We start from the raw sequence: 25,535 nt of genomic DNA on the forward strand, positions 1-25,535 counted from the left end.
ATGCAGTGGCAGACATTGGACAGCACCCCGTTTCTGTTGCCGCTGTATTGGCGGGCGGCGCTCAAGCGCAAGATCAGCGGCAGCACCTTGCCGGATGAAGGGTTGCGCTGCCATGTGCGCGTGAACCCGGCCGACGTCGCGGCTTATCGCAAGGTCTGCGGGTTTGCCGACAGCCCGGTGCTGCCGGGCACTTACCCGCATATCCTGGCGTTCGGTTTGCAGATGCAATTGCTCACCGACAAAAAATTCCCCTTTCCACTGCTGGGGTTGATTCACCTGAGCAATCGCATTCGTATCCACCGGCCATTGGGCGGCGTGAATAACCTGCTGGTCGGTGTATACGCGCACAATCTGCAGCCCCACGCCAAAGGTGCGACCTTTGACATTGTGACCACGGTCGAGGATGCGCTGGGACTGTTGTGGGAAGCCGACAGCCGCATGCTGTGTCGAGGCGTGAAGCTGGACGGCGAGGCGCAAGTGGAGCCCTTGTCCGTCCTCGGCAATGTCAACGAACTGGCGCGGTGGAAGGCGCCCGCTGATATCGGCCGCCAATACGCGCGGGTATCCGGCGACTACAACCCGATCCACCTGAGCGCGCTGACGGCCAAGCTGTTCGGCTTTCCCCAGGCTATCGCTCATGGGCTGTGGAATACCGCCCGTACATTGGCCGCGCTACACGAGCACTTGCCTGCCGCCAATGTAGAAATAGACGTCGAGTTCAAAAAACCGGTACGCCTGCCCAGTGAAGTTGTTTTGCTCAGCAGTGCCGCAGGCTCGAGCGGAGAGTTACAGTTGAACGGCGCCGGCGATATTCAACATATGCTCGGCAAGTGGCAACCCATCGCCTGAAAAAAGCACATTAATTGTATATATACACCCTAAGTTATAGCGGACGCCTCGGCGTCCGTTTGTTTATTCAAGCCCATGATTTTTAAAATATAAATATCTTGATACATCCCTCGATTACACCCTTCGTATTAGTCATTAAGCCGACTGCAGCCCGGTGTATATAAATCGTTAATACCAAGTTGAGCGTTGCGCGAAAGAGTGCCCGGGTCTGTGATGACAACACGGACAAACGTATCGCTATCCCTAGAAATAGCGAGCGTTTGAAAACAACCCAGGTTGTACAGGTGCAAGGAAACTCAATCATGAAAACTCAAACTCAAGTAGTGCTTTGGAAAGCAAGTACCGCGCTGGCCCTGGTCATGGCGATGAGCCTCGGTGGCTGCAGCAGCGGTGGTGGCGGGCATCACAGCAGTGTGGCGGCATCTTCTCCTGATGCAGGCGCAGGTAGCGGCGCTGGTGGTGGTACTGGCGGTGGTACAGGTGGCGGAACCGGTGGTGGCACTGGCGGCGGTACAGATGGCGGTACCGGTGGTGGCACTGGCGGCGGCACAGGTGGCGGAACCGGTGGTGGTACTGGCGGTGGCACAGGCGGCGGCACTGGCGGTGGCACAGGTGGCGGCACCGGTGGTGGCACTGGCGGTGGCACTGGCGGTGGCACTGGTGGCGGAACCGGCGGTGGCACAGGTGGCGGCACCGGCGGTGGCACTGGCGGTGGCACAGGTGGCGGAACCGGCGGCGGCACAGGTTCAACCACTACACCTCTGGTTACCGGCCAGATTGCCGGCACCCTGGGCGGCACTGTCGGTAACGTAGGCGCAGCGGTCGGTGACCTCGGTTCGACCTTGAACAATGTGCCTATCGTCGGCACAACAGCAGGCGGCCTGGTTACGGCGACCGGCACTGCAGTCACCAGCATCGGCACTGGCGTCACCAGCGGTCTTGGTTCGCTGGGCACTAACAGCAACTCCCTGGGCATCACGGTCGCAGGTGTAGGTAATGGCGTTGCCGATCTGGGCACTGGCCTGTCGACCACTGGGAAATCGCTCTCGACCACCCTCGGCGGCGTACCCGTAGTGGGCGGTTTGACCGGTGGCGTCGGTGGAGCGGTAGGTGGTGTAGTGGACAAAGTCGGTCAAGCCGTCACCATGCTCGGCGATACCGTCAGCACTGCCAGCACCACTGGCCCATTGGGCTCGTTAACTAACACAGTGGGCGGCAAAGTACTGGTGCCTGTGGTGTCGCTGGTGGAAAACACTACCGGCAACCTCGGCAAGGCAACCGGCCTGGGCACCCCTGTGAATGGGCTGCTGGATAAAGTCGGCAGCACCGTCACCGGCCTGGGCACCCAAGTCGCCAGTGCTGGCGGCACCGGCAACCCTGTTACCACCATCGTCGGCAGCGCTCTGACGGGCGTAGGCGGCACACTCGATAAATCCGGCGGCTATGTCGCTCCAGCCAGTGGCGCAGCAGCGCCCGGCCTGCCTGAACTGGTCGGTGGCCTGGTGGCCAACGTGGGTAGCGGCCTGAACGCCGGCAACACCAACGGCACTGTGAGTGCAGCAGGTGTCACCGGTGGCGCATTGGGCAACACGGTCGCCTCGCTCGGCACCGTTCTCGGTGGCACGGGCGTCGCCAACACCGCCGCCACTGCGCCGGTGGCAGGCCTGGCCACTAACGTGGGCGCGGCGCTTAACCCAGTAACGTCCGGTGTAACCAGCCTGACCCAAAACGTCGGCACCACTACCGGCCTCGGCGCTCCAGTCAACGGCCTGGTGACACAAGTCGGCGGTGCGGTGAGTGGTATCGGCACTAACCTGACCGCAGCCAATGCCAACCCAGTCACCAACGCTGTAGGTACCACCGTCACCGCAGTCGGCAACACCGTAGGCTCGGTAGGTGGTTTGGTCACCGGTGGCACCAGTGGCAGTAGCGGCGGCTTGCTCGGCGGCCTCACCGGCGGCACCGGCGCCAGCACATCGGGCAGTGGCACTACAACCACGGGTACAAGCGGGGGTCTGGGCGGTTTGCTGAACGGTCTGACCGGCAAAAAATAAATTGCACCTGGCCGATTAGACGGCCTCCCCTACAGCGCCTACGCTTGGTTGAGACGAGAGACCCTTATAAGTCTCTCGTCTTTTTTATGGGCCGGTCTTATCTAAAAAACCTGGCCCTCCCGAACCGCGTCCCAGAACCCGGCGGGCCCGAAACGCTGCTGCAGTTTGACCATGGAGTGTCCTATGCGCGTGTTGACGCCGTTGTTATTGCTCACCCTCAGTGCTTACGTTCAGGCCGAGACCCTTCCCAGCTTCCTCAACAGCAACGACACCATCCGCAACTTGCCGGTGCCCAACCTGCCCGCCGACGCTTATCGGCCGACCACACCCCAGACCCAGTTGCCGCAAGCGCCTGCCACCCAGAACCAGCCGTTGCTGATGGACACCAAAGTCACCATCCGCAAGCTGCAGATCGAGGGCGGTACGATCTACCCGCTGGACGAAACAGCCAAGGCCTATGCGCCCCTGATTGGCCGTGAGACCAACCTCGCGCAACTGATCGAAGCCACCCGCACGATCACGCGTCGCTACCAGCAGGACGGCTACCTGTTGTCCTACGCGTTCCTGCCGCAACAGAGCTTCGAAAACGGCCTGGTGCGCGTGGTATTAGTGGAGGGTTACATCAAGGATTACGAGCAAAGCGGCGACATCGGCTCAGTCTCGGCCTACGTCGACAAGCTGGCTAACAAACTGCTGGCCGAGCGCCCGCTCACGCGCAAGACGTTCGAGCGCTATACCACGCTGATGGGGCGTATTCCCGGCGTGACCCTGCAGGCGCAAGTGCCGCCGCCGGGCACTACCGATGGCGCCACGCACATGAAGATCGAAGCCTCGCGCAAACCGTTTACCACCAGCATGAGCCTGGTCGATAACAACCGTAACGGCACCCAAGCGTTGCTCACCGCCACCAGCAATTCCCAGACGTCCATGGGCGAGCAGCTTTACGTCAGCGGCCTGTTCCCGCCGGGTGACGACAAAGAACATTACTACCGCGTGGGCTACAGCCAATTCATCAATGCCGAGGGCAGCCAGTTGATACTGGGCGCCGAGCGTTATCGCGCCGACCCCAAAAGCAATATCCAGCTGGACGGCGGCTTCGAGCTCAAGCCGCACCAGTCGATCGACCGCTACACCATTGGCCTCAGCCACCCGCTGATTGCCTCACCCAATGAGTCGCTGACCCTGGCCACACGCCTGTATGCGGTAGACCAGACCACGCGCTATCAACTCGTGGGCTACCCCAACCGTTTCGACATCGAAAGCGACCTGCGCGCCCTTGCGTTCGAGGGTGACTGGCGCAAGTCCGACACCCGCCAGTTGCGCATCCTCAGCGCCGGCCTGTACCAAGGCATCAACGGCCTGGGTGCCAGAGCCCACAGCGACCTGGGCACGGCTAAACCTGATCTGGACTTCTTCCGCCTGCGCCTTTCCGGTGTGCAGAGCGACAAGCTCTTCGACAACTGGCAAGGCGTGCTTTCGGGTGCGTTCTACTGGAGCGACGCCACCTTGCCCGACAGCGAGCGCGCCACCTTTGGCGGGCAGAACTTCGGCCGTGGCTACCCCGATGATCAAGCTTCGGGCGACAAAGGCTGGGGCGTGGCGTATGAGGTCAACTACAGCTTCAACCGCGCTGGCGACTGGGTGAAGATTCTGCAACCGTATGTGGTGCTTGACCGCGCCAAGACCTGGTTCAACGAACTGCCGGTCAAAGGCAACGACATGTCCTCGGCGGCCGTGGGCCTGCGCTTCGGCGACAACAAGTACTACAACATCGCCCTGGAAGCGGCCAAGCCGATGTCGGACATCGCCCTGGACAGCTTTAACCGGCGGCCGCGGTATACCTTGAGTTTCAGTTATCAGTTGTGAGGTTTGTGGGAGGCTGCGGGGCTGCGGGGCTGCGGAGTACATATCCGTTATTTGGGTGATGGCTGCTTATGGTTCCGCTCTTACAGCGGCTCACTTTTGGAAAGACCCAAAAGTAAGCAAAAGGTCTTCGCCCCAACACTCGGTGCCTCGCTTAGGCTCGGCATGCCCGCAATCCGACAGTGATTTGGGGGGCCGCCGCGATGGGCCATCCTTGGCCCAGCGCGGCTAAACCGGCATCCCTGCCGGTTTACCCCCCAAATCCCTGTCAGATTCCGGCCATCGTGTTTGACGGGGCGATTTCAGATCAAGATCACGATCAAAAGCGCAGATCAAAAGACCGCTGACTTCGCCAGCGAAAAGGATGTAAGAGCCGGAGCAACAGCAAATCCATACTCGGTCTAATGTGGGAGCTGGCTTGCCTGCGATGGCATCAACTCGGTGTGCCTGATGTACCGAGGTGTCTGCATCGCAGGCAAGCCAGCTCCCACAGAAAAGCAGCTCTTCAGTGTATGCAAATCCGCAGCCGACCTCATATTCAAAACTGCATGCGCTCCCACATTCAGACCGAGTTGTATCAAGTAGATAGGCTTTGGCTTTGCACTTGATCTGGCTTTTGCTTCAACCACTCAGGTCGGCTTTCAGGCCGCCGTGCTCTGCTTTTGATCTTGATTTTGATCTGAGGCGCCCCGTGAACCACGATGGCCGAACGCAGGCTTGAATCCGTGGGTAACCCGGCAGGACGCCGGGTTAGCCGCGCTGGGCCAAGGATGGCCCATCGCGGCGGCCCACGGATTCAAGCCGGAGTGAGGGCACACCGAGCCTAAGCGAGGTGCCGAGTGGTGGGGCACAGACCTTTTGGTTACTTTTGGGGCGTTTGCCAAAAGTGACCCGCTGTAAGAGCGGAACCATAGGCCGCCGTTACCGCAGCAACGGATATGTACTCAACAACCCCCGCTACAACCGAGACTTGCGCAAAGGAAAAAGACTGTTAAGCGTATCAATCAAGCGCACCAGATAAATGGGCTTGCGAAACAAATCCAACACCTGCAACCGCAGCATGTCACTCACATCATCCATCTCCGCATGCCCAGACATCACAATCACCGGCAAATGCTGACGATCCGTGTGCTCACGCAAGCGCTTGATCAACGATATCCCACTCTCCTCTGGCATACGCAGGTCAGTGATAACCAGGGCAATGTCAGGATTCAGCGTCAGTTCCTGCAATGCGTAAGTCACAGAGCTGGCGGTAAAACAAACGAAGCCCTCGTTCTCCAGCGACTCCGCCAGTTCTACGAGGGCATCTTCTTCGTCGTCCACCAACAGGATTTGTTGACGGAAAGGTACAGCTGCAGCATTCATGGGCACTACCTGATGTCACCACTCAAAACCATCTGAAATCAACAGCAGGCCGTCCCAAACTCACAACGCGGTGATCGCCGCCTGAATTCTGGCAAAGAAGGCCGTAATCTGAGGCCCCAGCGTCGTCCCGGCTGCCAGTATCACCAATGCTACAATCGCCACGAGAATGAGGTACTCAATCGCGGTCGCGCCCTCTTTGCGATGAAAAAGTAGCTGAAGTTGAACATGGAGTTTAATCAACAGTTCGAGGATCATCGTACTACTCCTATGGGCGACCAGACGCCCTAGCTCGGTGCTGCACAGTAATTGCCATGTGCCACCTGAGCATTGTCAACAAACCCCACCCTCACAACTGTAAGAACTGATTAATCACAAAGTAGTGGTCGTTTTGCTGGCGCCTGAATCCCTTGTTTTCAAGGCTATCGAGGCGCGCCACGAAGAAATCTTTCTGTCAGTAATGGCATTTTGTCCTAGCTGAACTACCTTCAAATAGCGAAATAGTTAGTCACTGTTCATAGCAGCCGAGTTGCGGAATTAGCCTGTTGGGATCGACGGGTTTTGGTGCAACAGGAAAAGGAGAGCCGTCATGAACACGCGTCTCAGCATGGTACTTGCCGGTGTGCTCTTGGTCGGTGCGCTGTTTGCCGGTTATTGGGGGTTGGTGCTCAGCCGCGAACCTGCCCCGGCGCCGCCACCACCGCCTACCGCACCGGTAGAAAAAGCCGTCGCCGTGGTCGAGGACCAGACCCGCCAATCGGTGGTGGTACTGGCCCACGATGTACCGCCCTTTATTGCCCTGACCGCCGCAGACCTGAGCATCGAAAAACTGCGCACAGCGCCAGCGGGCAGTATGACCAGTGTTGACCAGGCCATCGGCCGCACACCATGGCGCGCCTTGCAGGCCGGCACCTGGCTCAACGATGAGAGTTTCAGCCCCGGTGGCCCACTGGCCCGCATGATCCGCCCCAACGAACGCGCCCTCGCGGTTGCCGTCGATGAAGTGATTGGCGCTGCCGGCCAACTGAGCCCAGGCGACTATGTGGACGTGTTGCTGTACCTGCGCCAGGACGTCGCCAACGTCGAACAATCCGCTCAAGTGGTGATCCCTGCCATGCGCCTGCTCAGTGTCGGCGATCAAATGGGCCTGACCAACGACGGCGTTCCCGCTTCACCACCAGCAATGACCGCCGAAGAAAAAGCCCAGCGCCATGCGCCCTCTCGCACTGTGGTGCTGGCGGTGCCCGAACAACTGCTGAGCCAACTGATGCTGGCGACCCAGGCCGGCACCTTGCGCCTGGCGGTGCGCAGCGCCGATGAACGCTTGCTGAGCCACTACTGGGCCGGTGAGAGCGATGCACCGGGCAAGCTGCAAAGCGCTAACCGCGACCTCTACCAATTCACCCAGTTGGCCTTCGTCCAGGTGCCCAAAAAAGTCGCCCAGGGTGGCCCCGCGCGCCGCACCGGTGTTGAGGTGATACGCGGTAATCAAGCAACCCAACAAACACCCGACTGAACAAGGATGCTGTGCATGAACCGACGTTTCGCACCGGTGTTCACGCTGAAAATCGCCTGTGCCCTGATGCTGTCGAACTTGTCTGTGGGGCTCGTTGCAGCCGCCCCGGGCAACTGCGGCAGCCTGGGCCAATTACCCGCAGCACTGTCGGTGGGCGAGGGCCTGCAACAGGAGCTGCAATCCCCTGTCGCCATCACACGCCTGGCCATTGGCGACCCGAAAATTGCCGACGTACACCTCAATGGCGATCGCGGTTTCCTGCTCACCGGCGTGGCCTCCGGCACCACCAGCCTGATGGTCTGGACCGCCTGTTCGAACACGCCACGCCAAAGCATGGTGTTCGTCAAAGGCAAGGCTACCTCGGCATTGACCAGCCTGTCGCTGTCGCCGTCAGAAGACCCGACGCTGCCCAGCCAGGTACAGACCGATATCCGCTTCGTCGAAGTCAGCCGCTCCAAACTCAAGGAAGCCAGCACCAAGATCCTCGGCATCGGCAGCAACTTTTTCCTCGGCAGCCCCAAATTGCTCTCGCCTACCGTCGACACGTTCAAGCTGCCGGTGAGCACCACCAACTTTAATATCGGCTTTGGCGGCGGGCGGGTTTCTGCCCTGATCAATGCCCTGGAAAGCAGTGGTTTTGCCTACACCCTGGCGCGTCCAAGCCTGGTAGCCATGAGTGGTCAAAGTGCGACTTTCCTGGCCGGCGGCGAAGTACCGATCCCGGTGCCCAGCAGCGCCAGCAACAACATCTCGATCGAGTACAAAGAGTTCGGCATTCGCCTGACACTCACGCCAACGGTGATCGACCACAATCGCATCTCCCTCAAGGTGGCACCCGAAGTCAGCGAGCTGGACTACACCAATGCCGTGGTCATTCAAAACATCCAGGTGCCGGCCCTGACCATCCGCCGCACCGACACCAGCGTGTCACTGGCCGACGGCGAAAGTTTTGTGATCAGCGGCCTGATCAGCAGCACCAACACCACCAATATCAGCAAGTTTCCAGGCCTGGGCGATATCCCGATTCTCGGTGCGTTCTTTCGTGATTCCTCGGTCAACCGCCAGGACAAAGAGCTGCTGATGATCGTCACCCCGCACCTGGTGCAGCCGCTGGCCGCCAACGCCCAACTGCCGTCCTTGCCCGGCGAGAAGCTGCGCAACTACGACCCGAACTGGTACCGCCTGTACTTCCTGGAAAATGGCAATTTCGACCGACTCAATGGGTTGTCTCAATGAGCGATAGCCTGAGCCAGACGTTTCTGGCAATCACCCGCAACAGCACCGACCTGGAATGGCTGCAGGGCGCGCTGGCACCGCTTGGCCAAGTGGTCAGCGCCGGCAGCGGCACCCTCGACGAGCTGCTCGCGCTGGTGGACGTGACCTTCGCCAACCTGGTGTTTATCGGTCTCGACCGCGAACACGTGGTGGCCCAAAGCGCGCTGATCGAAGGCGCGCTGGAGGCCAAGCCGATGCTCGCCATCGTCGCCCTCGGCGATGGCATGGACAACCAGCTTGTACTCAATGCCATGCGCGCCGGCGCCCGCGACTTTGTCGCCTATGGCTCACGCTCCAGCGAAGTCGCCGGGCTGGTACGTCGCCTGAGCAAACGCCTGCCGCCGGTGACCACCAACACCCAACTGGGTGGCCTGACCGTGCTCTACGGCACCCAGAGCAATGCCGACGGCGCATTGCTGACCAGCCACTTGGCGCTGGTGGTGCAAAAGAGCGGCCAGCAAACCCTGTTGCTCGACCTGGGCCTGCCGCGCGGTGACAGCCTGGCGTTGCTGGGGCTGGAAAGCTCGTTCAATTTCGGCGATGCCTTGCGCCACCTCAGGCGCCTGGACAGCACCTTGATCAACAGCGCGTTTACCTGCGCCGAAGACGGCCTGCGCATCCTCGCCTACGCCCCCAACGACGAGCCCCTGGCACAGACCAGCGCGGCCGAGCTGTACATGCTGCTCAGTGCCTTGCGCCAACACTTCCAGCACATCGTGGTGAACCTCGCCGGCCAGCCCGACAGCGAAGCGCTGCGCACCTTTGTCAGCCATTGCGACAAGCTGTTGTGGTGCACCGACCAGAGTGTGCTGGACTGCCGTCGCAACCTCGGCGTGCTGAACCAGTGGCGCGAAAAAGGCATGAAGCTGGAACACGCCAAGCTGCTGGTCGACCGCTACATCAAAGGTTGCGCGCCCGACGCCGAAGCCCTGGGCAAAAGCTATGGGCTGGAGGTGATCGCGGTGCTGCCGCTGAGCCCGGAGGTGCGCCTGAATGCCAAGAACCAAGGGCAAACCCTGTTCGCCCTGGCCCCACGCGAAACCCTGACCCACAACCTCAAAGCTTTGGGCGAGCGCCTGGCAAAGCGCTCCGAAGGCATGAAGCAACCCTCGCACACCTGGTTTGAACGCCTGCTGAGGGCTGGCAAATGAACGGTGAAAAACTCTTCGGCGCCCCCGCTCGCGGCCTCGGTGGCAACACTGACCACGACGGGCTCAAGCTGGTGCTGCATCGCTACATCATCGATGCCATCGAGGAGTCAGGCAAAAACTTGCTGGAGGGTTCACGCCCGCTGTTGGCGCAGTTTGTCATCGACAAAGTGGCCGAATACATCAACCGCATGCACCTGGCGATTTCCCGTTATGAGATGGAGCGCCTGGCCGAAGAGATCGTCGATGAACTGACCGGTTTCGGCCCGCTGGAAGTGCTGCTGCGCGACCCGTCAGTGACCGAAATCCTGGTCAACGGCCCGCACCGGGTGTTTATCGAACGTGACGGTTTGCTGCATCAAAGCGACCTGCGCTTTATCGATTCGCACCACGTTGAACGCGTGATGCAACGCATCATCGCACCGCTGGGTCGGCGCCTGGATGAATCGTCGCCGATGGTCGACGCACGCCTGCCGGATGGCAGCCGGGTCAATGCAATCATCCCGCCGATTGCCCTGGATGGGCCGTGCCTGTCGATTCGTAAGTTTCGCAAGGACATGCTCAAAAGCAGCGACCTGGTGGCGATGCAGACCATCGACCAGAACATCTTTGACTTCTTCCAGGAAGCCGTGGGCAAGCGCTGCAATATCCTGATCAGCGGCGGTACCGGCACCGGTAAAACTACGCTGCTCAATATTCTCAGCCAACTGATCAACCCCCATGAACGCCTGGTCACCATCGAAGACGTGGCCGAGTTGCAATTGGGCCACCCCCACGTGGTGCGCCTGGAAACCCGCCCGCCGAATGCCGAGGGCCACGGCGAGGTCAAGGCCAGCGACCTGATTCGCAACGCCCTGCGGATGCGCCCCGACCGCATCATCCTTGGTGAGATCCGTGGCGTGGAAGTGCTTGATGTACTCACCGCCATGAACACCGGCCACGACGGTTCCATGAGTACCGTGCACGCCAACAACGCTGCCGATGCATTGCTGCGTCTGGAAACCCTGGTGGGTTTGACCGGCCGTGTGGTGGCGGAGAAAACCCTGCGGCAAATGATCTGCGCGGCGCTCGATGTGGTGATCCAGTTGACCCGTTTGCCGGACGGGCGTCGTTGCGTCAGCGAAGTGGTGGAGGTGGTGGGTATCCGCGAAGACGTGTACGTGACCAATACCCTGTTCCGCCATGACCGGCGCACTGGCTTCGGCTTCTTGCGCGAGGCGGTCAACCCTGCCGGCGATAAACTGCGCCGCGAACCGGCTTAGCCTTGAAAGGGACATGACCATGACCGGGGCCATCCTGCTACTTATCTGTTTGATCCTGATCGGCCTGTCGATCCGCTCCTTTCAGAACGGCCTGCGCCGTGCCCAGACCGAGCGGGTACTGAGCCGGCTCGCCGAGGGCCAGCCGCAGCTCACCGAAGAAGCCAACCAGTGGAGTGGCGTGGAACGGATGTTCCTGCGCGCAGGCCTGGGCAAACCCACGGACAGCCTGGGCCTGTGGCTGGCGATCTGGGCCCTGGGCGTGGCGTTGGGGCTGCTGGTGGCCGGCTGGCTCGGCCTGCTGGTGATGCTGGTGCTGCCGCCGGTGCTGCTGCGCCTGTACATCGCCTGGCGCTACCAGCGGCGCATCAAGCGCATGATCGAACAGCTGCCGCAATTGCTCGACCACACCGTGCGCAGCCTCAAGGCCGGGCGCACCCTGGCCGACTCGGTGCTGGGCGGTATCGAGATCACCGAAGACCCGCTGCAACAGGCCATGGGCCGTATCCAGCGCAATGTGCAGTTGGGCGTAAGCCTGCCGGAGTCGACCCACGACTTTGCCGAGTTCTACGAGCGTGATGAGTTTCGCCTGTTTGCGCTGGGCTTGAAGATCAACCATCGCTATGGCGGCAATGCCAGCGAACTGTTGGAAAACCTGATCAAGATGATCCGCGAGCGCGAGCAGGCCGCCCGCCAGTTGCGCGCCCTGACCGGCGAAACCCGCGTGACCGCCTACGTGCTCGGCGCCCTGCCCATCTCGATGATCGGCTACTTCCTGGTGGTGAACCCGGCGTACCTGATGACCATGTGGAACGACGGCACCGGGCGCACGCTGTTGTTCGTGGCACTCGGCATGCAACTGCTGGGCTGCTTCACCTTGTGGCGCATGCTGCGGAGTGTATGAGATGGCTATCCCACTGCTGATCAGCGCCGTAATGCTCCTGGCCGCCCTGGCGCTGGTGCTGGCCAACCTGCTCAAACACCGGCGCGGCCAGCGCCTCGTCGCCCAGCGCTTGCAGGGCCAGATGGGCCGTGAACGCACGCTCAATACGTTGATGCGCCAATTGGGCAACAGCCCTATCGCGCAACGCTCGGTCAGCCTGGACAACGAAACCCAACTGCTGCTCAGCCGCGTCGGTTGGCGCCAGGCCAGCCAACGTTCCATGTTCGCCGCCCTGCAGGTCGGCACGCCGCTAGTGGCGCTGGGCGTGGTGCTGGTGGGCCAGGAGCTGCTGTTTCCCCACACGGCCTCGCCGTGGCTGGCGCCCGCAATCGGTATGGGCATCGGTTACCTGTTGCCCAAACGCATCCTGGCCTGGGCCGCCAAGGCGCGTCAGCAGCGCATTTCCCGTGAGGTCTCGACCTTCATTCCGCTGCTGCGCATCCTGTTCGAGTCCGGCATGGCGGTTGAACAAGCGCTGCGCGTGCTGAGCATTGAAGCGCAGCGCCTGCTGCCGGACCTGACTTATGAACTGCGCCTGATCCTGACGCGTGTCGACTCCGGCCTGGAGCTGAGCGAAGAGCTGGGCAAGACCGCGCGGATGCTGGCCGTGGATGAATTCACCGACACCTGCACCATCCTCCAGCAACTGGTCCAGCAAGGCGGCGGTGCAATGAAATCGCTGCTGGCGCTCAAACAATTGCTCGACGACCGCCGCCTTACGCGCATTCAGGAATTCGTGTCGAAGATGTCGGCAAAGATGTCGGTGGTGATGATGGTGTTCCTGTTTCCCGCCCTGCTGATCGTGCTCGGGGGGCCGGCGTTCATCGGCATCTCCCGGGCCTTGAGTAACTTATGAGGACCGCCCGATGAAAGCCTTGATAGCCGGTTTGAGCCTGTTGCTGCTCGGGGGGTGTGCCACCAACGGCCAAACGCCGTGGGCGGCCCTGACAGCGGGCGGCAGTTGCCCCAAACCTGGGTCGGACCAGGAACTGGCGCTAAACCTGGCCGATGAAATGGCCGGCGACGGCAAGCTGCACGCCAGCCTGGCGAACCTGCAGAGCCTGCCGGCCAACCTGCCCCAGGTGCGCCTGCGCCAGGCCAAGGCGTATCGCCTGCTCGGGCGTAGCGAGGCACAGCCGCTTTATCAAAGCCTGATCGGCACCTGCATGGCGGCTGAAGGCGAACACGGCCTGGGCCAGTTGGCCTCGGCCAAGGGCGACAACGGCCAAGCCATGGCGCACTTGCAACGCGCGGCCCGGTTGGCGCCGACGGATGAAAAAATCCGCAATGACCTGGGCGTGGTGTACCTCAACCAACTGCGCCTGGAAGACGCACGCTTCGAGTTCATGACTGCCATGGAGCTCAAGCAGAGCGACCCGCTGGCGGCGATCAATCTGGTGACCCTGATGATCTATCAGGACAACTGGAAGCAGGCCGCGCAGGTGGCCAGCCAAATGAACCTGAGCCCTGAACAAGTTACCGACGCCCAGGCCCGCGCCGAGAAACTCAAAGGCGCCAGCGTTCCCGTCGCCAAGGTCAAAGACCAGGTGGCTACCATGAGTGATGCCGCAAGCACCCCGAGGAATTGATCATGAAAATGCTATATCTCACCAGCCTCGCCGTGCTGGCACTGCCCCTCAGTGTCATGGCCATTGAGCCCGGCCCGTCATCGCCGCAGCAGGCGGTGACCGAAAGCTGGCTGACCTTGCAGTCCAGCGGGAAAGCGGCCTCAAGCACCCAGCAAAAAGCCTCAGCCGCCGAGCGTGACCTGGCGGCGCAACGCTTGCTGGAAAGCTACAAGCACCCGATTCCGGAGTACTTCGATCAGAAGGCGGGCGGGACAGCCCAGGGCGGTAGTTGATAGCAGGACGCGGAGCGTCCTGGGCGGCATTCCCACGCAGAGCGTGGGAACGATCATTCAGACACAAGCGGGCTTTCTGTGGCGAGCAAGCTTGCTTGCGCTGGGGTGCGAAGCGCCCCCAAAAAAGCCGGAGACTGCTGCGCAGTCAACGGGAGCAAGCTCCCTCGCCACAGCAAGCCCGCTCCCACTCAGTGGGCGGTGACTCGCTGGCGCATCGCCGAGTTGTTAGGCGACAACGCCAGCGCCAACTGCGTGCGGTTATGCATGTGCGTCAGGCGCAGCACCTGGGACACATACAGCTTCACGGTGTTCTCGGTAATGCCCAGCTCACAGGCAATCTGATAATTGGTCTGCCCCTTGCCCACCAGCCGCGCCACATCCAGCTGACGTGGCGACAGTTGGTTGAAGATCGCCGGAATCTCCACCGGCCCGGCCTCCTCGGCCGACGCCTCGTCATTCTCATGCCCTGGCGGGCTGCGGCGTGCTTTGTCGAGGTCCTGGTACAGGTCGTTGATGGACTCGGAAAGAAATTGCAGCTTCTGGTTCAAGTGCCCCAGTTGCAGCTCTTTCTTGCGCTCCTCCAACGCCGCTTCCTGGCGCTGCAAGCCTTCGAGCAGCTCATCGAGGTTGATTGGCTTCTGGTAGTAATCCGCGATCCCCGCGCGCAGCGCCTTGATCACATCCTGCTTGTCCGCACGGCCGGTCAACATGATCGCCTCAAAGGCGCGTTGCTTGCCCGCTACCTTCTGCAGGGCCTGGACCAACTCGATGCCGTCCATGTCCGGCATATGCAGATCGCACAGCACCAGGCCAATCTCGGCGTCTTCGGTAAAACGCTTCAAGGCCTGCTGGCTGGATTCACACGGGACGCAGCGGAAACCGCTGCTTTCAAGAAATTCACAGAGCTCTTCCACGATCAGCGGTTGATCGTCGACCACGAGCACTTTTACTGCAGAGGTAAGCTTGTTCACGCGCTACTCCATGCATTGCAAGCCAAAAGTTTGACTAATCCTTCACCACGAATATTCCCGTACATCTACGTATTAAACGTAGACGTACTTTCCGACTATGTACATAGCGTTAATACCCTCAGGCGATTAATGGATCCAAAACCAGGTGGCGGCGAACCCCACCAGTAAAAACGGCGCAAACGGCAGTTTTCTTGACGGGTCCGGCGCCAGATAACCCAGATGCTTTTTAACCCCTTGACTCATAAGCGGCCAAAGCTTTGGCGCTGCCAATAGCCACAGCAAATTGGCGATCGCGGCCCCCACAAATGAACCCAGCAAATAGTCGGCATTGGAGGCCAGCGCCAAGGCCGCGAGCAGCTTTACATCCCCCGCTCCCAGGCGGCCCAGGGCGTAACCGGGCAAGGTCAGCAGCAGCGCCAGGAAAAACGCCCACAGCCCCTGCCCGACGGAGGCGCCGAGCCAGGTGTTGCCCGTCCACACGAGGTAGATCAACGCCAACAACGCCGCGCCCAGCGTCAGGCGATTGGCAAGCAAGCGCTGGCGAACGTCCTGCACGGCACACAGCCCCAACCACAACAGCACCACTGCACTATGGATCACGTAAAAAACATCCCTTTTCGCCGATTGATTCTATGCTGATATCAAGTAGTAGCCGTCAGGGTAGACGCGGTGATGAAAACAAGCCTCCCGGAAAAGCAAAAAGGCGCGGCAGCCATCGAGTTCATTGCCGTGTTTGTGATTTTTTTTGCCGTGTTCTACGGCACGGTCAGCTATAGCCTGCCGCTGCTGCTGTTGCAGTCGTTCAACCAGGCCACCGCCGAAGCCGTGCGCCAGAGCGTAGGGCTGGACCCGAATATGCAAGGCTACCCCGCCGCCGTACAGGCCACTGCCAAAACGGCGGTCGCCAACCGCTTGGGGTGGATTCCCAACGCCTACAAATTCGACGCTTCCACCCAAGTCACCACCACCTTCACCAGCGGGCTGTTGTCGGTGCAGATCAACTACCCGTCGGCCAACCTCCAGGCGGTGCTGCCCTTTATTGTCCTGCCGGGCATCGGCACCGTGCCGCAGTTACCGGCAACTCTGCAGGCCCAGTCGAGCCTGCAGTTTTGACTTCGGGGGACAGACTTTTCGGGCGCTTGCTCGGTCGCAATGGCGCGCTGGAAATCGACACGCCCGCGCCGCCGCCTGCCGGGTTGCACGTACACCTGGATAGCCAAGGCCGCGTGCTCGACCTCAGCGGCACGTTGCGCCCACAGTTACCGCCACTGGTTAACTCGCCGCGCTTGCAAGAGCTGCTGAGTGCCCATAGCGCCGTAACGGTTGAAGGCGTGCCCGCCGACTGGCAGCGCCACAGCCTCGACCTGGACTTTCACGGGATCGCCGGGCAAACCCTGCACACCCGCGGCACGCTTGAACCCCACGACAATGGCTGGCTGCTGCATGCCGTAGACATTGGTGATTTGCTCGGCGGCCGGCAATTGGCCGAGCAGCGCGAACAGAACCACCAATTGAGCAGCCGCGTCAGTGAGCAACTGCGCGTGTGCAGCCTCAGCCGCCTGCCCGAGGTGTTCAACGAACAGTTAAGCAGCGTGGCGCAGCGCTGGCGTATCCCCTGCGTGGCCCTGGCGCTGCTCGATCAGGAAGACCAGGGTTGGAGGGTCTACAGCCAGTACGCCAACCATGATGCACCGTTGTTCTGGCACACTGGGCAACGCCTCGGAACCTGCCTGGACAGCCTCAACGGCACCACGCCGCTGAGCCTGAAAGCGCCTTATGGGCGCGGCGAGCACCCGCGTTTGCACAGTATTTTCGGCAATGCCGATGGGTTCCTTGTGCCCTATCGCGATGGCCAAGGCATCGCCGCATGGCTGCTGTGCGGCGCGTACAGTGGCCAACTGCACAGCAACGACCGCGACTGGCTGAACCTCGCCGCCGCCCTCGCCGCCCCACTGCTCAGCCGCCTGCGCGAACACCGTCACCATCAACAACTCGAGCGCCAGGAAGCGTTGCAAGGCCTGCTGGGCACGGGCTGGTTTGAGTTATTGCCCGCCAGCGGCGAGATCCAGCTCGCCCCCCAATTGATGCGCAACCTCGACCCGGAAGACGGCCCAACCCGGCAACCCCTCGAAGCGTGGCTGAACCACATTCACCCCGCCGACCGCCAGGAACTGCACAGCCGTCTACGCGACCTGCAAACCCTCGGCAAACCCTTGCTCGCCAGCGCGCGCCTCAACCGTGGCGACAGCGTCGCGCCGACCTGGTATCGCGTGCAGGGCCAGGTGCTGGGCGCCGGTGAACAGCGGCGCTGGGTCGGTTTTATGCTCGACATCAGCGACATCCAGAACCAGCAGCTGCAAGCCGATGCCGCCCGCGCCCGCCTGGATAACCTGATTGCCAGCTCACCGGCGGTGATCTATGTGCAGCGCTATGTGAATGGCGCGCTGCAGCCGGTGTTTTTCAGTCACAGTCTGCTGCCCTTGCTCGGTCGCACCCTGGCCGAATGCACCCATGACAGCCTGGTGCAATGGGTACACCCGGACGACCGCGACCTGTACTTCCAGCGCACCCGCCAATTGCTGCGTGAAGGCAGCGTGCGCAGCCGTTACCGCGTGCAAGACACACACGGGGATTACCACTGGCTGCTCGACGAAGCCAAGCTGCTGCGCGACGACTTGGGCGTGCCGGTAGAAGCGGTCGGCCTGTGGCTGGATGTGACCGAGGCAACCTTGGCCGCCCAGCAGGTCAAGGACAGTGAGGAGCGCTATCGCATCCTTGTGGAAGACTCCCCGGCAATGATCTGCCGCTACCGCCCGGACCTGACCCTGACCTTCGGCAACACGCCGCTGGCCAATTACCTGGAGTGCCTACCTGCGCAGTTGCGCGGGGTCAACCTGGGTGAATGGCTGTCGACCGAACAGCGCGAAGCGTTTGTGCAGCGCATACAGCAGTTGACGCCGGAGTTCCCGGTGAGCACAGCCGAAATCAGCCTGCAATTGCCCGGCCGCGAACATGCCTGGTGGGTGTGGTCGGACCGAGGCGTCTTTGATGAGCACGGCACCCTTGTGGAAGTGCAGGCCGTGGGCCGCGACAACACCGAAGTGCGGCGCTCCCAGCAGCAACTTACGCAAAGCGCGAAAATGGCCACCCTCGGTGAAATGGCCACGGGCCTGGCCCATGAGATCAACCAGCCGCTGAACGTGATGCGCATGGCCATCGTCAATGTGCTCAAGCGCCTGAGCAATGGCGACGTGCAGATCGACTACCTGACCGAAAAACTCCAGCGCATCGACGCCCAGGTGCAGCGTGCGGCGCGGGTGGTCGACCATATGCGTGTGTTCGGCCGCCGCTCGGAGGTTGAGCAGCAACCTTTTGACCCAGCGCAGGCGTTGGAGGGCACCTTATCGTTGCTCAGTGAAGGCCTGCGTGGCAAAGGCGTTGAAGTGCGCCTGACCCAGGCGGATATCCCGGTGCAGGTCAAAGGCTACGTCGACCAGCTTGAGCAAGTGCTGATCAACCTGATGGTCAACGCCCGCGATGCGCTGTTGAGCCAGCGCGAAAAAAACCCCGAGCTGCGCCCGTGGATTGCCTTGCACACCGAACACGACAGCCGCCACGTGCGTATCTGGGTCGAAGACAACGGCGGCGGCATCGACCCGCGCTTGCTGGAGCGCATCTTCGAGCCGTTTTTTACCACCAAGCCGATTGGCGTGGGCACCGGGTTGGGCTTGTCGGTGAGTTACGGCATCGTCGAGAACATGGGCGGGCGCCTGAGCGTCAGCAACGGCGAACACGGCGCACGGTTCTGCGTGGAACTGCCCAGGGCCATCGACGTTTAAATCACCAGGTAAGCCTCGCCGGTCTGGCCACAGGTGAGGTTGGCGCCGACGTTCACATTCACCAGGCTGATGCCGAGCATACTCAGCAGGTTGTTGAGGATCGGGTTGAGCAGCGGGCCGAGCAAGCCATCCACCACCGGCGTGACAATCGCGCTGACGCCACTGAGCAGCGCTGTGACCGTAGGCGCCAGAATGCCCAACGGGCTTCCTCCGGACGGTTGGTAAGCCGTGATGCCCACGCCATTGAGCGTGGTTGAAAGGCTGCTCACCACATTGGTGGCGGGTGTCGCAGCCTGATAGGTCGGCGCAAGGCCCACGTTCGGCGGCGTGGCAAACGGCGTGGTACTGGAGAACACCAGGGTTTGATTGCTCTGCGCAATCGGACTGACCACCTTGATCGCGATGCCACCACCGGCAAACGGCACGCGCGGGTCACAGCTGCCGATGCCGAGTATCTTGTGGCAGGTCTTGGTACCAATATCAATCAGGGGTAACGGCGCTACCGTCATCGGTAAGGTGGTGGAAAACGCATTGGTAATACTGCCCACATTCAACGACGCCAGCGAGGTGGTGGTGTACGCCGTCAGGCTCTTGGTGCCCGCGTTGCCGGTGGGGCAGCTGTAGGCGGTGACGTAACTGCTCGCGGCCCCGGCATCCAGTACGATGTTAATCGGCAGGTTGCCGGGCAGCACCAGTAAATCCGCCTGCTGGCAACCGGCGCCCAGCAAGCACAAGGCCGAGTTGATCGTGCTCACCAGGTTCAGGTTCAGCAGGCTGCCGAGCACCGGCGTCAGTGGACCCAACAAGTCGTTTACCGCTGTGTTCAGCCCCGACAACGCACTTAATACCGGCAAGCTCACGGTCACTTCAGTGCGCACCTGGGCGGTACGTACGTAAATTTTATTTGGCCCTGTAGGGTTGGCCGCCGCCAGCACCGGGTTGCCGATCGCCGACAACTGTGGCGGTTCGATCACTTTGACCTGGGTGGTGATATTGGCCAACCCCAGCACACTCACGGGCAAGGTCGCCGCCGCCGCGCTCTGGCTATTGGACAGTTGCACCACCCCTTGGATCAGTTGGAACACCTGCAAGTTGGCATTCAGCGCCGCAGCGGTGGTGCCGGTCTGCAATTGCAAAATCTGCCCGACGGTCAACGGTGCCTGGTTGATCGCGGCGACTTGCAAGCTGCCCAGGGCGGTGATCACGTCCGCCGTTGCGCCGTTGACGGTCAGTACGGTGACCGCGGCCTGGATCAATTGCGCGGCGGTGACGTTGGTGTTGAGCAGCTGGGTGTAGTTACCGGCGGCCACGTTGAGGTTGACCGCCAGTTGGTTGAGGTAACTGAGCAGGTTGATATTGGTATTGAGCAAACCATTCCACCCGGCGACCGTCAGGTTGACGTTACCGCCGAGCAAGCCACTGAACAGCGGGTTCAACAGGCTCGCACTTGCGGTGTTGACGCTGGCCAGGGTGCTGTTGATGGTCAGTTGGGCCGAAGGTGGCGTGGGCACCGCCGCTACGGCGGTCGCGGTCAATACGGTATTGATGCTCACCGGATTGCCGGAGAACAACGCCCAAACCCCGGCGGCCACGCTGGTGGTCACGGTTTTGCTCACCACCACTTGAATCGCCGATGACACTGCAGGATTGGCACTGAACATGCGCCGGCCCGACGCGCCGGTGGTCACGGTGCCGCATTGGGTCACCAGGGTATTGCCGCTGCCCACCACAAAATGATTGCGCGCCACACTCTGCCCGGCAAACGCCGCCGCGCTCAACCCGCTCAGGCACGTGCCGCTGCGGCTCACCGCTTCCAGCGCCGCCGTGTCTGCCACGCCTTGCAGCTTACGCTTCTCCAGGTACAGGCGGCCGCTGTCGATCATCAGCAATGTAAAGGCCAGCGCCACCGCCAACACGCCGGCGGCCATCAGGCCGATTGCGCCACCTTGCCTGGAACCAAGTCGGGGAGACATCGAGCACTCCTGTGCCGGCGAGTTGCCGAGCGCTTACTCTCCTGGGATGCTATTGAGTGTAGACAAGGGCTGGAGGTGGTGAAGATCAAAAATGTGGGGCTTGCCCGCGATGGCCATCGATATCTATACAACCGGTTATTGGCAAGTGGGCTGTTGTGGCGTGCAGGCTTGTCCTGCGTTGGGTCGCGAAGCGGCCCCAGTATAGGCACTGCAGTTTTCCTGAAAGAACTCAGCGTCCGGGTTTGGGGCTGCTTCGCGGCCCAACGCAGGACAAGCCTGCTCGCCACAGGAGAAATTGGCTGCCTTCAAACGTTGTGTAGATACCTGTGCCACGATGGCGGCGGATCAGTCAATGCATCGGTGACTGACAGACCGCTATCGCGGGCAAGCCCGCTCCCACAGGGTTTGGCGGTGGTCTTTAGTGCGGAGGGTAGTTGGAGAGGATCCTGGTCACCGTGCTGCGAATGGCATCACTGCGATCCTGCGGGTTCGGCGTGCTGGCCATCATCTGCTCGTCGCTGCCACGCCATACCAGTTTGCCGTCCTTGCCGTCGAGCAGGTCGATCTGGATGGTCGCCACTTTGTAGGTGATGTTGCGCGTTTCGTTGTACATCGGCCCGCCCCAGTAGCCATTCCACGGGCCGCCCCAGGCGCCGCCGTAGTTGGTGGTGACTTGTTGCTGGCGCTCTTCGACGATCAGGTAGGCCTGTACATTCAGGTCGGCCCTGGTGCCTGCAGCGGCGGGGCGCAGGCCGCGCTGGTCGAGTTGCTCGCCCACGGCCTGGCGAATGCGTTGCTCGGTGAGGTCGCTCTTGATCCGTGGATCATCCGGGCGGTATTGCAGGGCCGGGTCTTTCCAGGCCCAGTTGCGGTACGCGCCAAAATCGCGGCTGGCATCAAAGTCATGGTTGACCTGGCTGGTCTGGCAGCCACTCAACAAGACCACTACAGCGAGTGCAGCAAGGCGACGAAGCATGAGGGTTCTCCAAAAAATGGAATAAGCCTGAGATGAGAATAGCTGCTAACTGGGTGGATAAGCGCTCATTGCCTTCTGCATCGCTTCGCGCAACGCATCAGCGCGTTCGCTCAGGCTACCCTGGCTGGTGGTTTCGGCGCTGGTGCTCCATACCGGCTGGCGCGTGCGGGCATCGAACAGGCTCACGCGGGCCACCGCAACTGTCACTTCATAGGTGCGTACCACCGGCACCGTGTTGTACATGCCGTAGCCATTGCCATAGCGGTTATAGCCACCGTAGCCGTAGCCATAGTCGTCCTGCACCTGGCGCAGGCGTTTTTCCAGACGCACGTCAGCAGTTACCAGCAGGTCGGGGGCGCGGCTGTCATGCAAAGGGCGCAAGCCGCGCTGATCTAGAGCGCCGCTGACCGCTTCGGCTATTTGCGCCGAATCCGCCCAGGCCGTCCCCGCGGGCAACTGGCCGTTAAGCCAGCCCCAACTGCGGTAGGCGCCATAGTCGCGCATCGGCGCCGGGTAGGCGCTGGCATCAAAGGTATTCGCTGCCTGGGCCGGAGCCGGCGGCATCGGGGCCGAGGCGGCCACGTAGGGGTTGGGCGTGGAACAGGCACCCAAGCCGAGGGATAACAGGATCAAACAGAGACGACGCATTTCGACCTCCGCAGACTGGGCCGCTTAAACCGGACGGCAGATCCAGTGCAAATAACGCCCAAGTCCGGCAAAGCTTGGGTGACGACGGTGAGCGAGTTCCATCTCCAACAAGTCCTGCAGATTGGCGCGAGCCTGGAACTCCATCGGCATATAGTCGTGGAACACCCGCACGCCGCTTTGGCTTTCGACCTGCCAAAGCCCTTCGAGTTGCGCCGCCAGTTCCCGTGGGTCGAGCGGTTGTTGCGGGGTAAGGCTTTGCTTCTCGCCGGCCATGTCGTTCTTGCGCATTTTGCGGAAGTGGCCTTTGAGCAGGTTGCGGTAAATCAGCGCATCACGGTTGTAGAACGCCAGCGACAACCAGCCGCCGGGCACCGTGAGCTGGTGCAGCACCGGCAGGATCGCGTGAGGTTCGGCCAGCCATTCGAGCACGGCGTGGCACAGGACCAGGTCGTAGGGCTCGGTGAGTTGGCCGAGCAATTGCTGCCAGGGCGCATGGATAAAAGTCGCGGTCTGCCCGGCGTCGGCAAACCGCTGACGGGCGCCTTCAAGCATCGGCTCGGCGGGCTCGGCCAGGGTCACTTGATGGCCGCGCTCAGCCAGCCACAGCGACATATGCCCCAGGCCCGCGCCGATATCGAGTACGCGCAAAGGGCGCTCGGGCAAGGCTTCAGTCAGGTCGGCCTGCAACACTGCCAGGCGAATCGCGCCTTTGGCGCCACCGTAGATCTTCTCGGCAAAGCGCGTGGCCAACTGGTCGAAGTGACGGTCACTCATGGGCAAACCGCCGTTCGCTGTCGGCCAGTTTGGCGCGTACCACTTCGTTCATGTCCAGGCCCAGCTCACTGCACAGCAACAGCAGGTACAGCACGATATCGCCGACTTCCTGCCCGGCGTGGGTGAGTTTGTCCGCCGGCAGTTGGCGCGACTGGTCTTCGGTCAGCCACTGGAATATTTCCACCAGCTCGGACATTTCCACACTGGCGGCCATGGCCAGGTTTTTAGGGCTGTGGAAGCGCTTCCAGTCGTTGGTATCGCGAATACGGTGCAAGCGTTCGGTGAGGTGTTCGAGGTTCATGCGGGGGCTCCTGAAGGTGTATAGCTTCGGGCGGATGCCGAGCGAAGGCAAGTGAATCCCTGTAACGCGTAAACCTCTATGCTAAAAGGGAACTCGCTTGGTGTAATAACGACCAAAGGCTCAGCGACGCCCACCTCTTCATCAGGACACACACATGCAGGTAGAAAGCTTTTTCGGATGGTTGGGCCAGGCACTGGGTTCCGTCATCCGCTTTATCGTCGACGGGCTCAGCGGGCTGTTCGGCGCCTTGACCCACGCGGGCGGCAACTTTATTGAAGGCCTGTCGCGCACATTGGGCATGGACACCTCGATCATCAGCATCGCCGCCCTCATCATCGGGTTGATGTTGCTGTACTCGGCGGTGCGTGCGTTTATGCGCGCCTCGATCATTATGGGAATTATCTGGTTGATGCTGGGTTTGTGGTTGCTCAGCTGGGTTGTGCATTAATACTTGAAAACACTCACCCTGCTGACCGATTGGCGCGACCGCCGCACCCATCGCCGCGTCTGGGCATTGGCTGCGCCGATGATCTTGTCGAACATCTCGGTGCCGCTGGTGGCCCTGGTGGACAGCATGGTCATCGGCCACCTGCCCCATGCCCATCAACTCGGTGCTGTGGCCGTGGGCGCCAGCCTGTACACCTTCCTGGCCTGGGCCATGGGCTTTCTGCGCATGGGCTCCACCGGGTTTGCCGCACAAGCCGCCGGGCGCGGGGATGGCGCGGCGCTCAGGCAAATCCTGCTGCAAGGTTTGTTGCTGGCGCTGGGGCTGGCCATGCTGCTGGGCACGGTGGGCATTCCGCTGAGCCATCTGGCCCTGGAGTGGATGCAGCCCTCGCCCGAGCTGAACCAACTGACCCGCGATTTTTTCCACACCCGCTTGTTCGGCCTGCCCGCCGCGCTGGCCAGCTATGCCTTGGTCGGCTGGTTCCTCGGCACGCAAAATGCCCGCGCACCACTGGCTATCCTGCTGACCACCAACCTGGTCAACATCGCCTTGAACCTGTGGTTTGTACTCGGTCTGGATTGGGGTGTGGTCGGCTCAGCACGCGCCTCCGTTATCGCCGAATGGACCGGCGCCCTGCTCGGCCTGGCCCTCACGCAAAAAGCCCTGCGCGCGTATCCCGGGCATATCGCCTGGGCCGCTTTGCAGCGGTGGCAAAGCTGGCGGCCGCTGTTGGCGGTGAACCGCGATATTTTTATCCGCAGCCTGGCGCTGCAGTCGGTGTTTTTCATGATCACGGTGCAAGGCGCACGCCTGGGCGATGCCACCGTGGCGGCCAATGCGCTGCTGCTCAATGGTCTGCTGTTGACGGCCCACGCCCTCGACGGTCTGGCCCACGCAGTGGAAGCGCTGTGCGGGCACGCCATCGGCGCCCATGATCGCCAGGCATTGCGCCGCTCGCTGGTGGTCGCTTGTGGCTGGTCATTGATCGCCAGCCTAGGGTTCGCCCTGCTGTTCACCTTCGCCGGGCACTTGTTTATCGCCATGCAAACCGATATCCCCAGCGTGCGCGAAACCGCCGATATCTACCTGCCTTACCTGGCCGTACTGCCGTTGATTGCGGTGTGGAGCTATTTACTGGACGGCCTGTTTATCGGTGCAACCCGCGCGCGGGAAATGCGTAACGGCATGCTGTTGACGGTGGTGATTGTGCTGCCATTCGCATGGGCCTTGCAGGGCTTGGGCAATCATGGGCTGTGGGTCACCTTCCTGCTGTTCATGGCCCTGCGCAGCCTGACACTGTGGGCAATTGCCTGGCGCCTGAACAAACAGGACCGCTGGCTCAGCGCCCGTTAGTAAAGAATGGCCGGTTTGCAGCGTAAGAAAAACTCACAACTGCGCGTGGAGCCTTTGCAAGGGCTACAACCACAGAGGATCCGCCTGGCCCACTCTCGCGAGCCAGAAGGAAACAGGAGCCT

24 protein-coding genes are annotated in these 25,535 nt (G+C 61.5%); 15 read left to right on the top strand and 9 right to left on the bottom strand.

The window, feature by feature from the left end:
• From AB4P96_RS28515 to AB4P96_RS28525, 3 genes are all read left to right on the top strand, one after another.
• On the top strand, positions 1–849 hold the full coding sequence (locus AB4P96_RS28515; RefSeq protein ID WP_017134702.1) for a MaoC/PaaZ C-terminal domain-containing protein: 849 nt from the start codon (positions 1–3) through the stop codon (positions 847–849).
• 302 nt (positions 850–1,151) lie between these two features.
• Entirely contained in the window at positions 1,152–2,903 is a 1,752-nt protein-coding gene (locus AB4P96_RS28520) for a collagen-like triple helix repeat-containing protein (protein ID WP_395600340.1), read from the top strand.
• A 183-nt stretch (positions 2,904–3,086) separates the two neighbouring features.
• Positions 3,087–4,769, top strand: a complete 1,683-nt coding sequence (locus AB4P96_RS28525) for a ShlB/FhaC/HecB family hemolysin secretion/activation protein (protein WP_170040927.1) — start codon at positions 3,087–3,089, stop codon at positions 4,767–4,769.
• A gap of 954 nt (positions 4,770–5,723) precedes the next feature.
• Here the strand turns inward: AB4P96_RS28525 and AB4P96_RS28530 are convergent.
• Positions 5,724–6,131 (bottom strand): response regulator, encoded by a 408-nt coding sequence (locus AB4P96_RS28530; protein WP_017136715.1) that lies wholly within the window; start codon positions 6,129–6,131, stop codon positions 5,724–5,726.
• A gap of 60 nt (positions 6,132–6,191) precedes the next feature.
• Positions 6,192–6,386, bottom strand: a complete 195-nt coding sequence (locus tag AB4P96_RS28535) for a Flp family type IVb pilin (protein ID WP_017136716.1) — start codon at positions 6,384–6,386, stop codon at positions 6,192–6,194.
• Between the two features lie 331 nt (positions 6,387–6,717).
• Here AB4P96_RS28535 and cpaB point away from each other — a divergent pair, with 331 nt between their 5' ends.
• From cpaB to AB4P96_RS28575, 8 genes are read left to right on the top strand one after another with little or no spacing between them, the layout of a single operon-like run.
• Entirely contained in the window at positions 6,718–7,644 is a 927-nt protein-coding gene (gene cpaB / locus AB4P96_RS28540; RefSeq protein ID WP_395600341.1) for a Flp pilus assembly protein CpaB, read from the top strand.
• 15 nt (positions 7,645–7,659) lie between these two features.
• On the top strand, positions 7,660–8,880 hold the full coding sequence (locus AB4P96_RS28545) for a type II and III secretion system protein family protein (RefSeq protein ID WP_099548151.1): 1,221 nt from the start codon (positions 7,660–7,662) through the stop codon (positions 8,878–8,880).
• Positions 8,877–10,070, top strand: coding sequence for a pilus assembly protein (locus AB4P96_RS28550; RefSeq protein WP_099548150.1), 1,194 nt, complete (start codon positions 8,877–8,879; stop codon positions 10,068–10,070). The genes AB4P96_RS28545 and AB4P96_RS28550 overlap by 4 nt, the downstream gene beginning before the upstream one ends.
• Complete coding sequence (locus AB4P96_RS28555) at positions 10,067–11,329, top strand: CpaF family protein (protein ID WP_395600342.1); 1,263 nt, start codon at positions 10,067–10,069, stop codon at positions 11,327–11,329. The genes AB4P96_RS28550 and AB4P96_RS28555 overlap by 4 nt, the downstream gene beginning before the upstream one ends.
• Before the next feature lie 19 nt (positions 11,330–11,348).
• The gene (locus tag AB4P96_RS28560; protein ID WP_026013678.1) at positions 11,349–12,230 is read left to right on the top strand and encodes a type II secretion system F family protein; all 882 of its coding nucleotides are present in this window, start codon (positions 11,349–11,351) and stop codon (positions 12,228–12,230) included.
• A gap of 1 nt (position 12,231) precedes the next feature.
• Positions 12,232–13,125, top strand: a complete 894-nt coding sequence (locus AB4P96_RS28565; RefSeq protein ID WP_099548149.1) for a type II secretion system F family protein — start codon at positions 12,232–12,234, stop codon at positions 13,123–13,125.
• 10 nt (positions 13,126–13,135) lie between these two features.
• On the top strand, positions 13,136–13,858 hold the full coding sequence (locus AB4P96_RS28570; RefSeq protein ID WP_017136723.1) for a tetratricopeptide repeat protein: 723 nt from the start codon (positions 13,136–13,138) through the stop codon (positions 13,856–13,858).
• 2 nt (positions 13,859–13,860) lie between these two features.
• Positions 13,861–14,130, top strand: coding sequence for a DUF3613 domain-containing protein (locus AB4P96_RS28575; protein ID WP_017136724.1), 270 nt, complete (start codon positions 13,861–13,863; stop codon positions 14,128–14,130).
• Between the two features lie 188 nt (positions 14,131–14,318).
• On the opposite strand, the gene AB4P96_RS28580 is transcribed toward AB4P96_RS28575, so the two are convergent.
• Both AB4P96_RS28580 and AB4P96_RS28585 read right to left on the bottom strand, forming a co-directional pair.
• Positions 14,319–15,101, bottom strand: coding sequence for a response regulator transcription factor (locus AB4P96_RS28580; protein ID WP_017136725.1), 783 nt, complete (start codon positions 15,099–15,101; stop codon positions 14,319–14,321).
• A 126-nt stretch (positions 15,102–15,227) separates the two neighbouring features.
• Positions 15,228–15,701 (bottom strand): prepilin peptidase, encoded by a 474-nt coding sequence (locus AB4P96_RS28585; protein WP_138449923.1) that lies wholly within the window; start codon positions 15,699–15,701, stop codon positions 15,228–15,230.
• 72 nt (positions 15,702–15,773) lie between these two features.
• On the opposite strand from AB4P96_RS28585, the gene AB4P96_RS28590 reads away from it, so the two are divergent.
• Both AB4P96_RS28590 and AB4P96_RS28595 read left to right on the top strand, forming a co-directional pair.
• On the top strand, positions 15,774–16,214 hold the full coding sequence (locus AB4P96_RS28590; protein WP_017136727.1) for a TadE/TadG family type IV pilus assembly protein: 441 nt from the start codon (positions 15,774–15,776) through the stop codon (positions 16,212–16,214).
• On the top strand, positions 16,211–18,940 hold the full coding sequence (locus tag AB4P96_RS28595; protein ID WP_395600343.1) for an ATP-binding protein: 2,730 nt from the start codon (positions 16,211–16,213) through the stop codon (positions 18,938–18,940). The genes AB4P96_RS28590 and AB4P96_RS28595 overlap by 4 nt, the downstream gene beginning before the upstream one ends.
• Here the strand turns inward: AB4P96_RS28595 and AB4P96_RS28600 are convergent.
• From AB4P96_RS28600 to AB4P96_RS28620, 5 genes are all read right to left on the bottom strand, one after another.
• Positions 18,937–20,913 (bottom strand): pilus assembly protein TadG-related protein, encoded by a 1,977-nt coding sequence (locus AB4P96_RS28600; RefSeq protein ID WP_395600344.1) that lies wholly within the window; start codon positions 20,911–20,913, stop codon positions 18,937–18,939. The two genes, AB4P96_RS28595 and AB4P96_RS28600, sit on opposite strands and share 4 nt — an antisense overlap.
• A gap of 418 nt (positions 20,914–21,331) precedes the next feature.
• Positions 21,332–21,889, bottom strand: coding sequence for a DUF4136 domain-containing protein (locus tag AB4P96_RS28605; protein ID WP_099548144.1), 558 nt, complete (start codon positions 21,887–21,889; stop codon positions 21,332–21,334).
• A gap of 45 nt (positions 21,890–21,934) precedes the next feature.
• Complete coding sequence (locus AB4P96_RS28610; RefSeq protein ID WP_017136730.1) at positions 21,935–22,537, bottom strand: DUF4136 domain-containing protein; 603 nt, start codon at positions 22,535–22,537, stop codon at positions 21,935–21,937.
• A gap of 24 nt (positions 22,538–22,561) precedes the next feature.
• The gene (locus AB4P96_RS28615) at positions 22,562–23,311 is read right to left on the bottom strand and encodes a methyltransferase (protein WP_017136731.1); all 750 of its coding nucleotides are present in this window, start codon (positions 23,309–23,311) and stop codon (positions 22,562–22,564) included.
• On the bottom strand, positions 23,304–23,612 hold the full coding sequence (locus AB4P96_RS28620; RefSeq protein ID WP_017136732.1) for a MazG-like family protein: 309 nt from the start codon (positions 23,610–23,612) through the stop codon (positions 23,304–23,306). Before AB4P96_RS28620 ends, AB4P96_RS28615 begins: the two co-directional genes overlap by 8 nt.
• A gap of 154 nt (positions 23,613–23,766) precedes the next feature.
• On the opposite strand from AB4P96_RS28620, the gene AB4P96_RS28625 reads away from it, so the two are divergent.
• Together AB4P96_RS28625 and AB4P96_RS28630 are read left to right on the top strand one after the other, a co-directional pair.
• Positions 23,767–24,060, top strand: coding sequence for a hypothetical protein (locus tag AB4P96_RS28625; RefSeq protein WP_200433786.1), 294 nt, complete (start codon positions 23,767–23,769; stop codon positions 24,058–24,060).
• A gap of 3 nt (positions 24,061–24,063) precedes the next feature.
• Positions 24,064–25,413, top strand: a complete 1,350-nt coding sequence (locus AB4P96_RS28630; protein ID WP_017136734.1) for an MATE family efflux transporter — start codon at positions 24,064–24,066, stop codon at positions 25,411–25,413.
• The last annotated feature ends 122 nt before the right edge of the window (positions 25,414–25,535 follow it).

The organism is Pseudomonas sp. B19125 (genome assembly GCF_044218855.1).
In the GTDB taxonomy this organism is placed as follows: Bacteria; Pseudomonadota; Gammaproteobacteria; order Pseudomonadales; family Pseudomonadaceae; genus Aquipseudomonas; species Aquipseudomonas edaphica.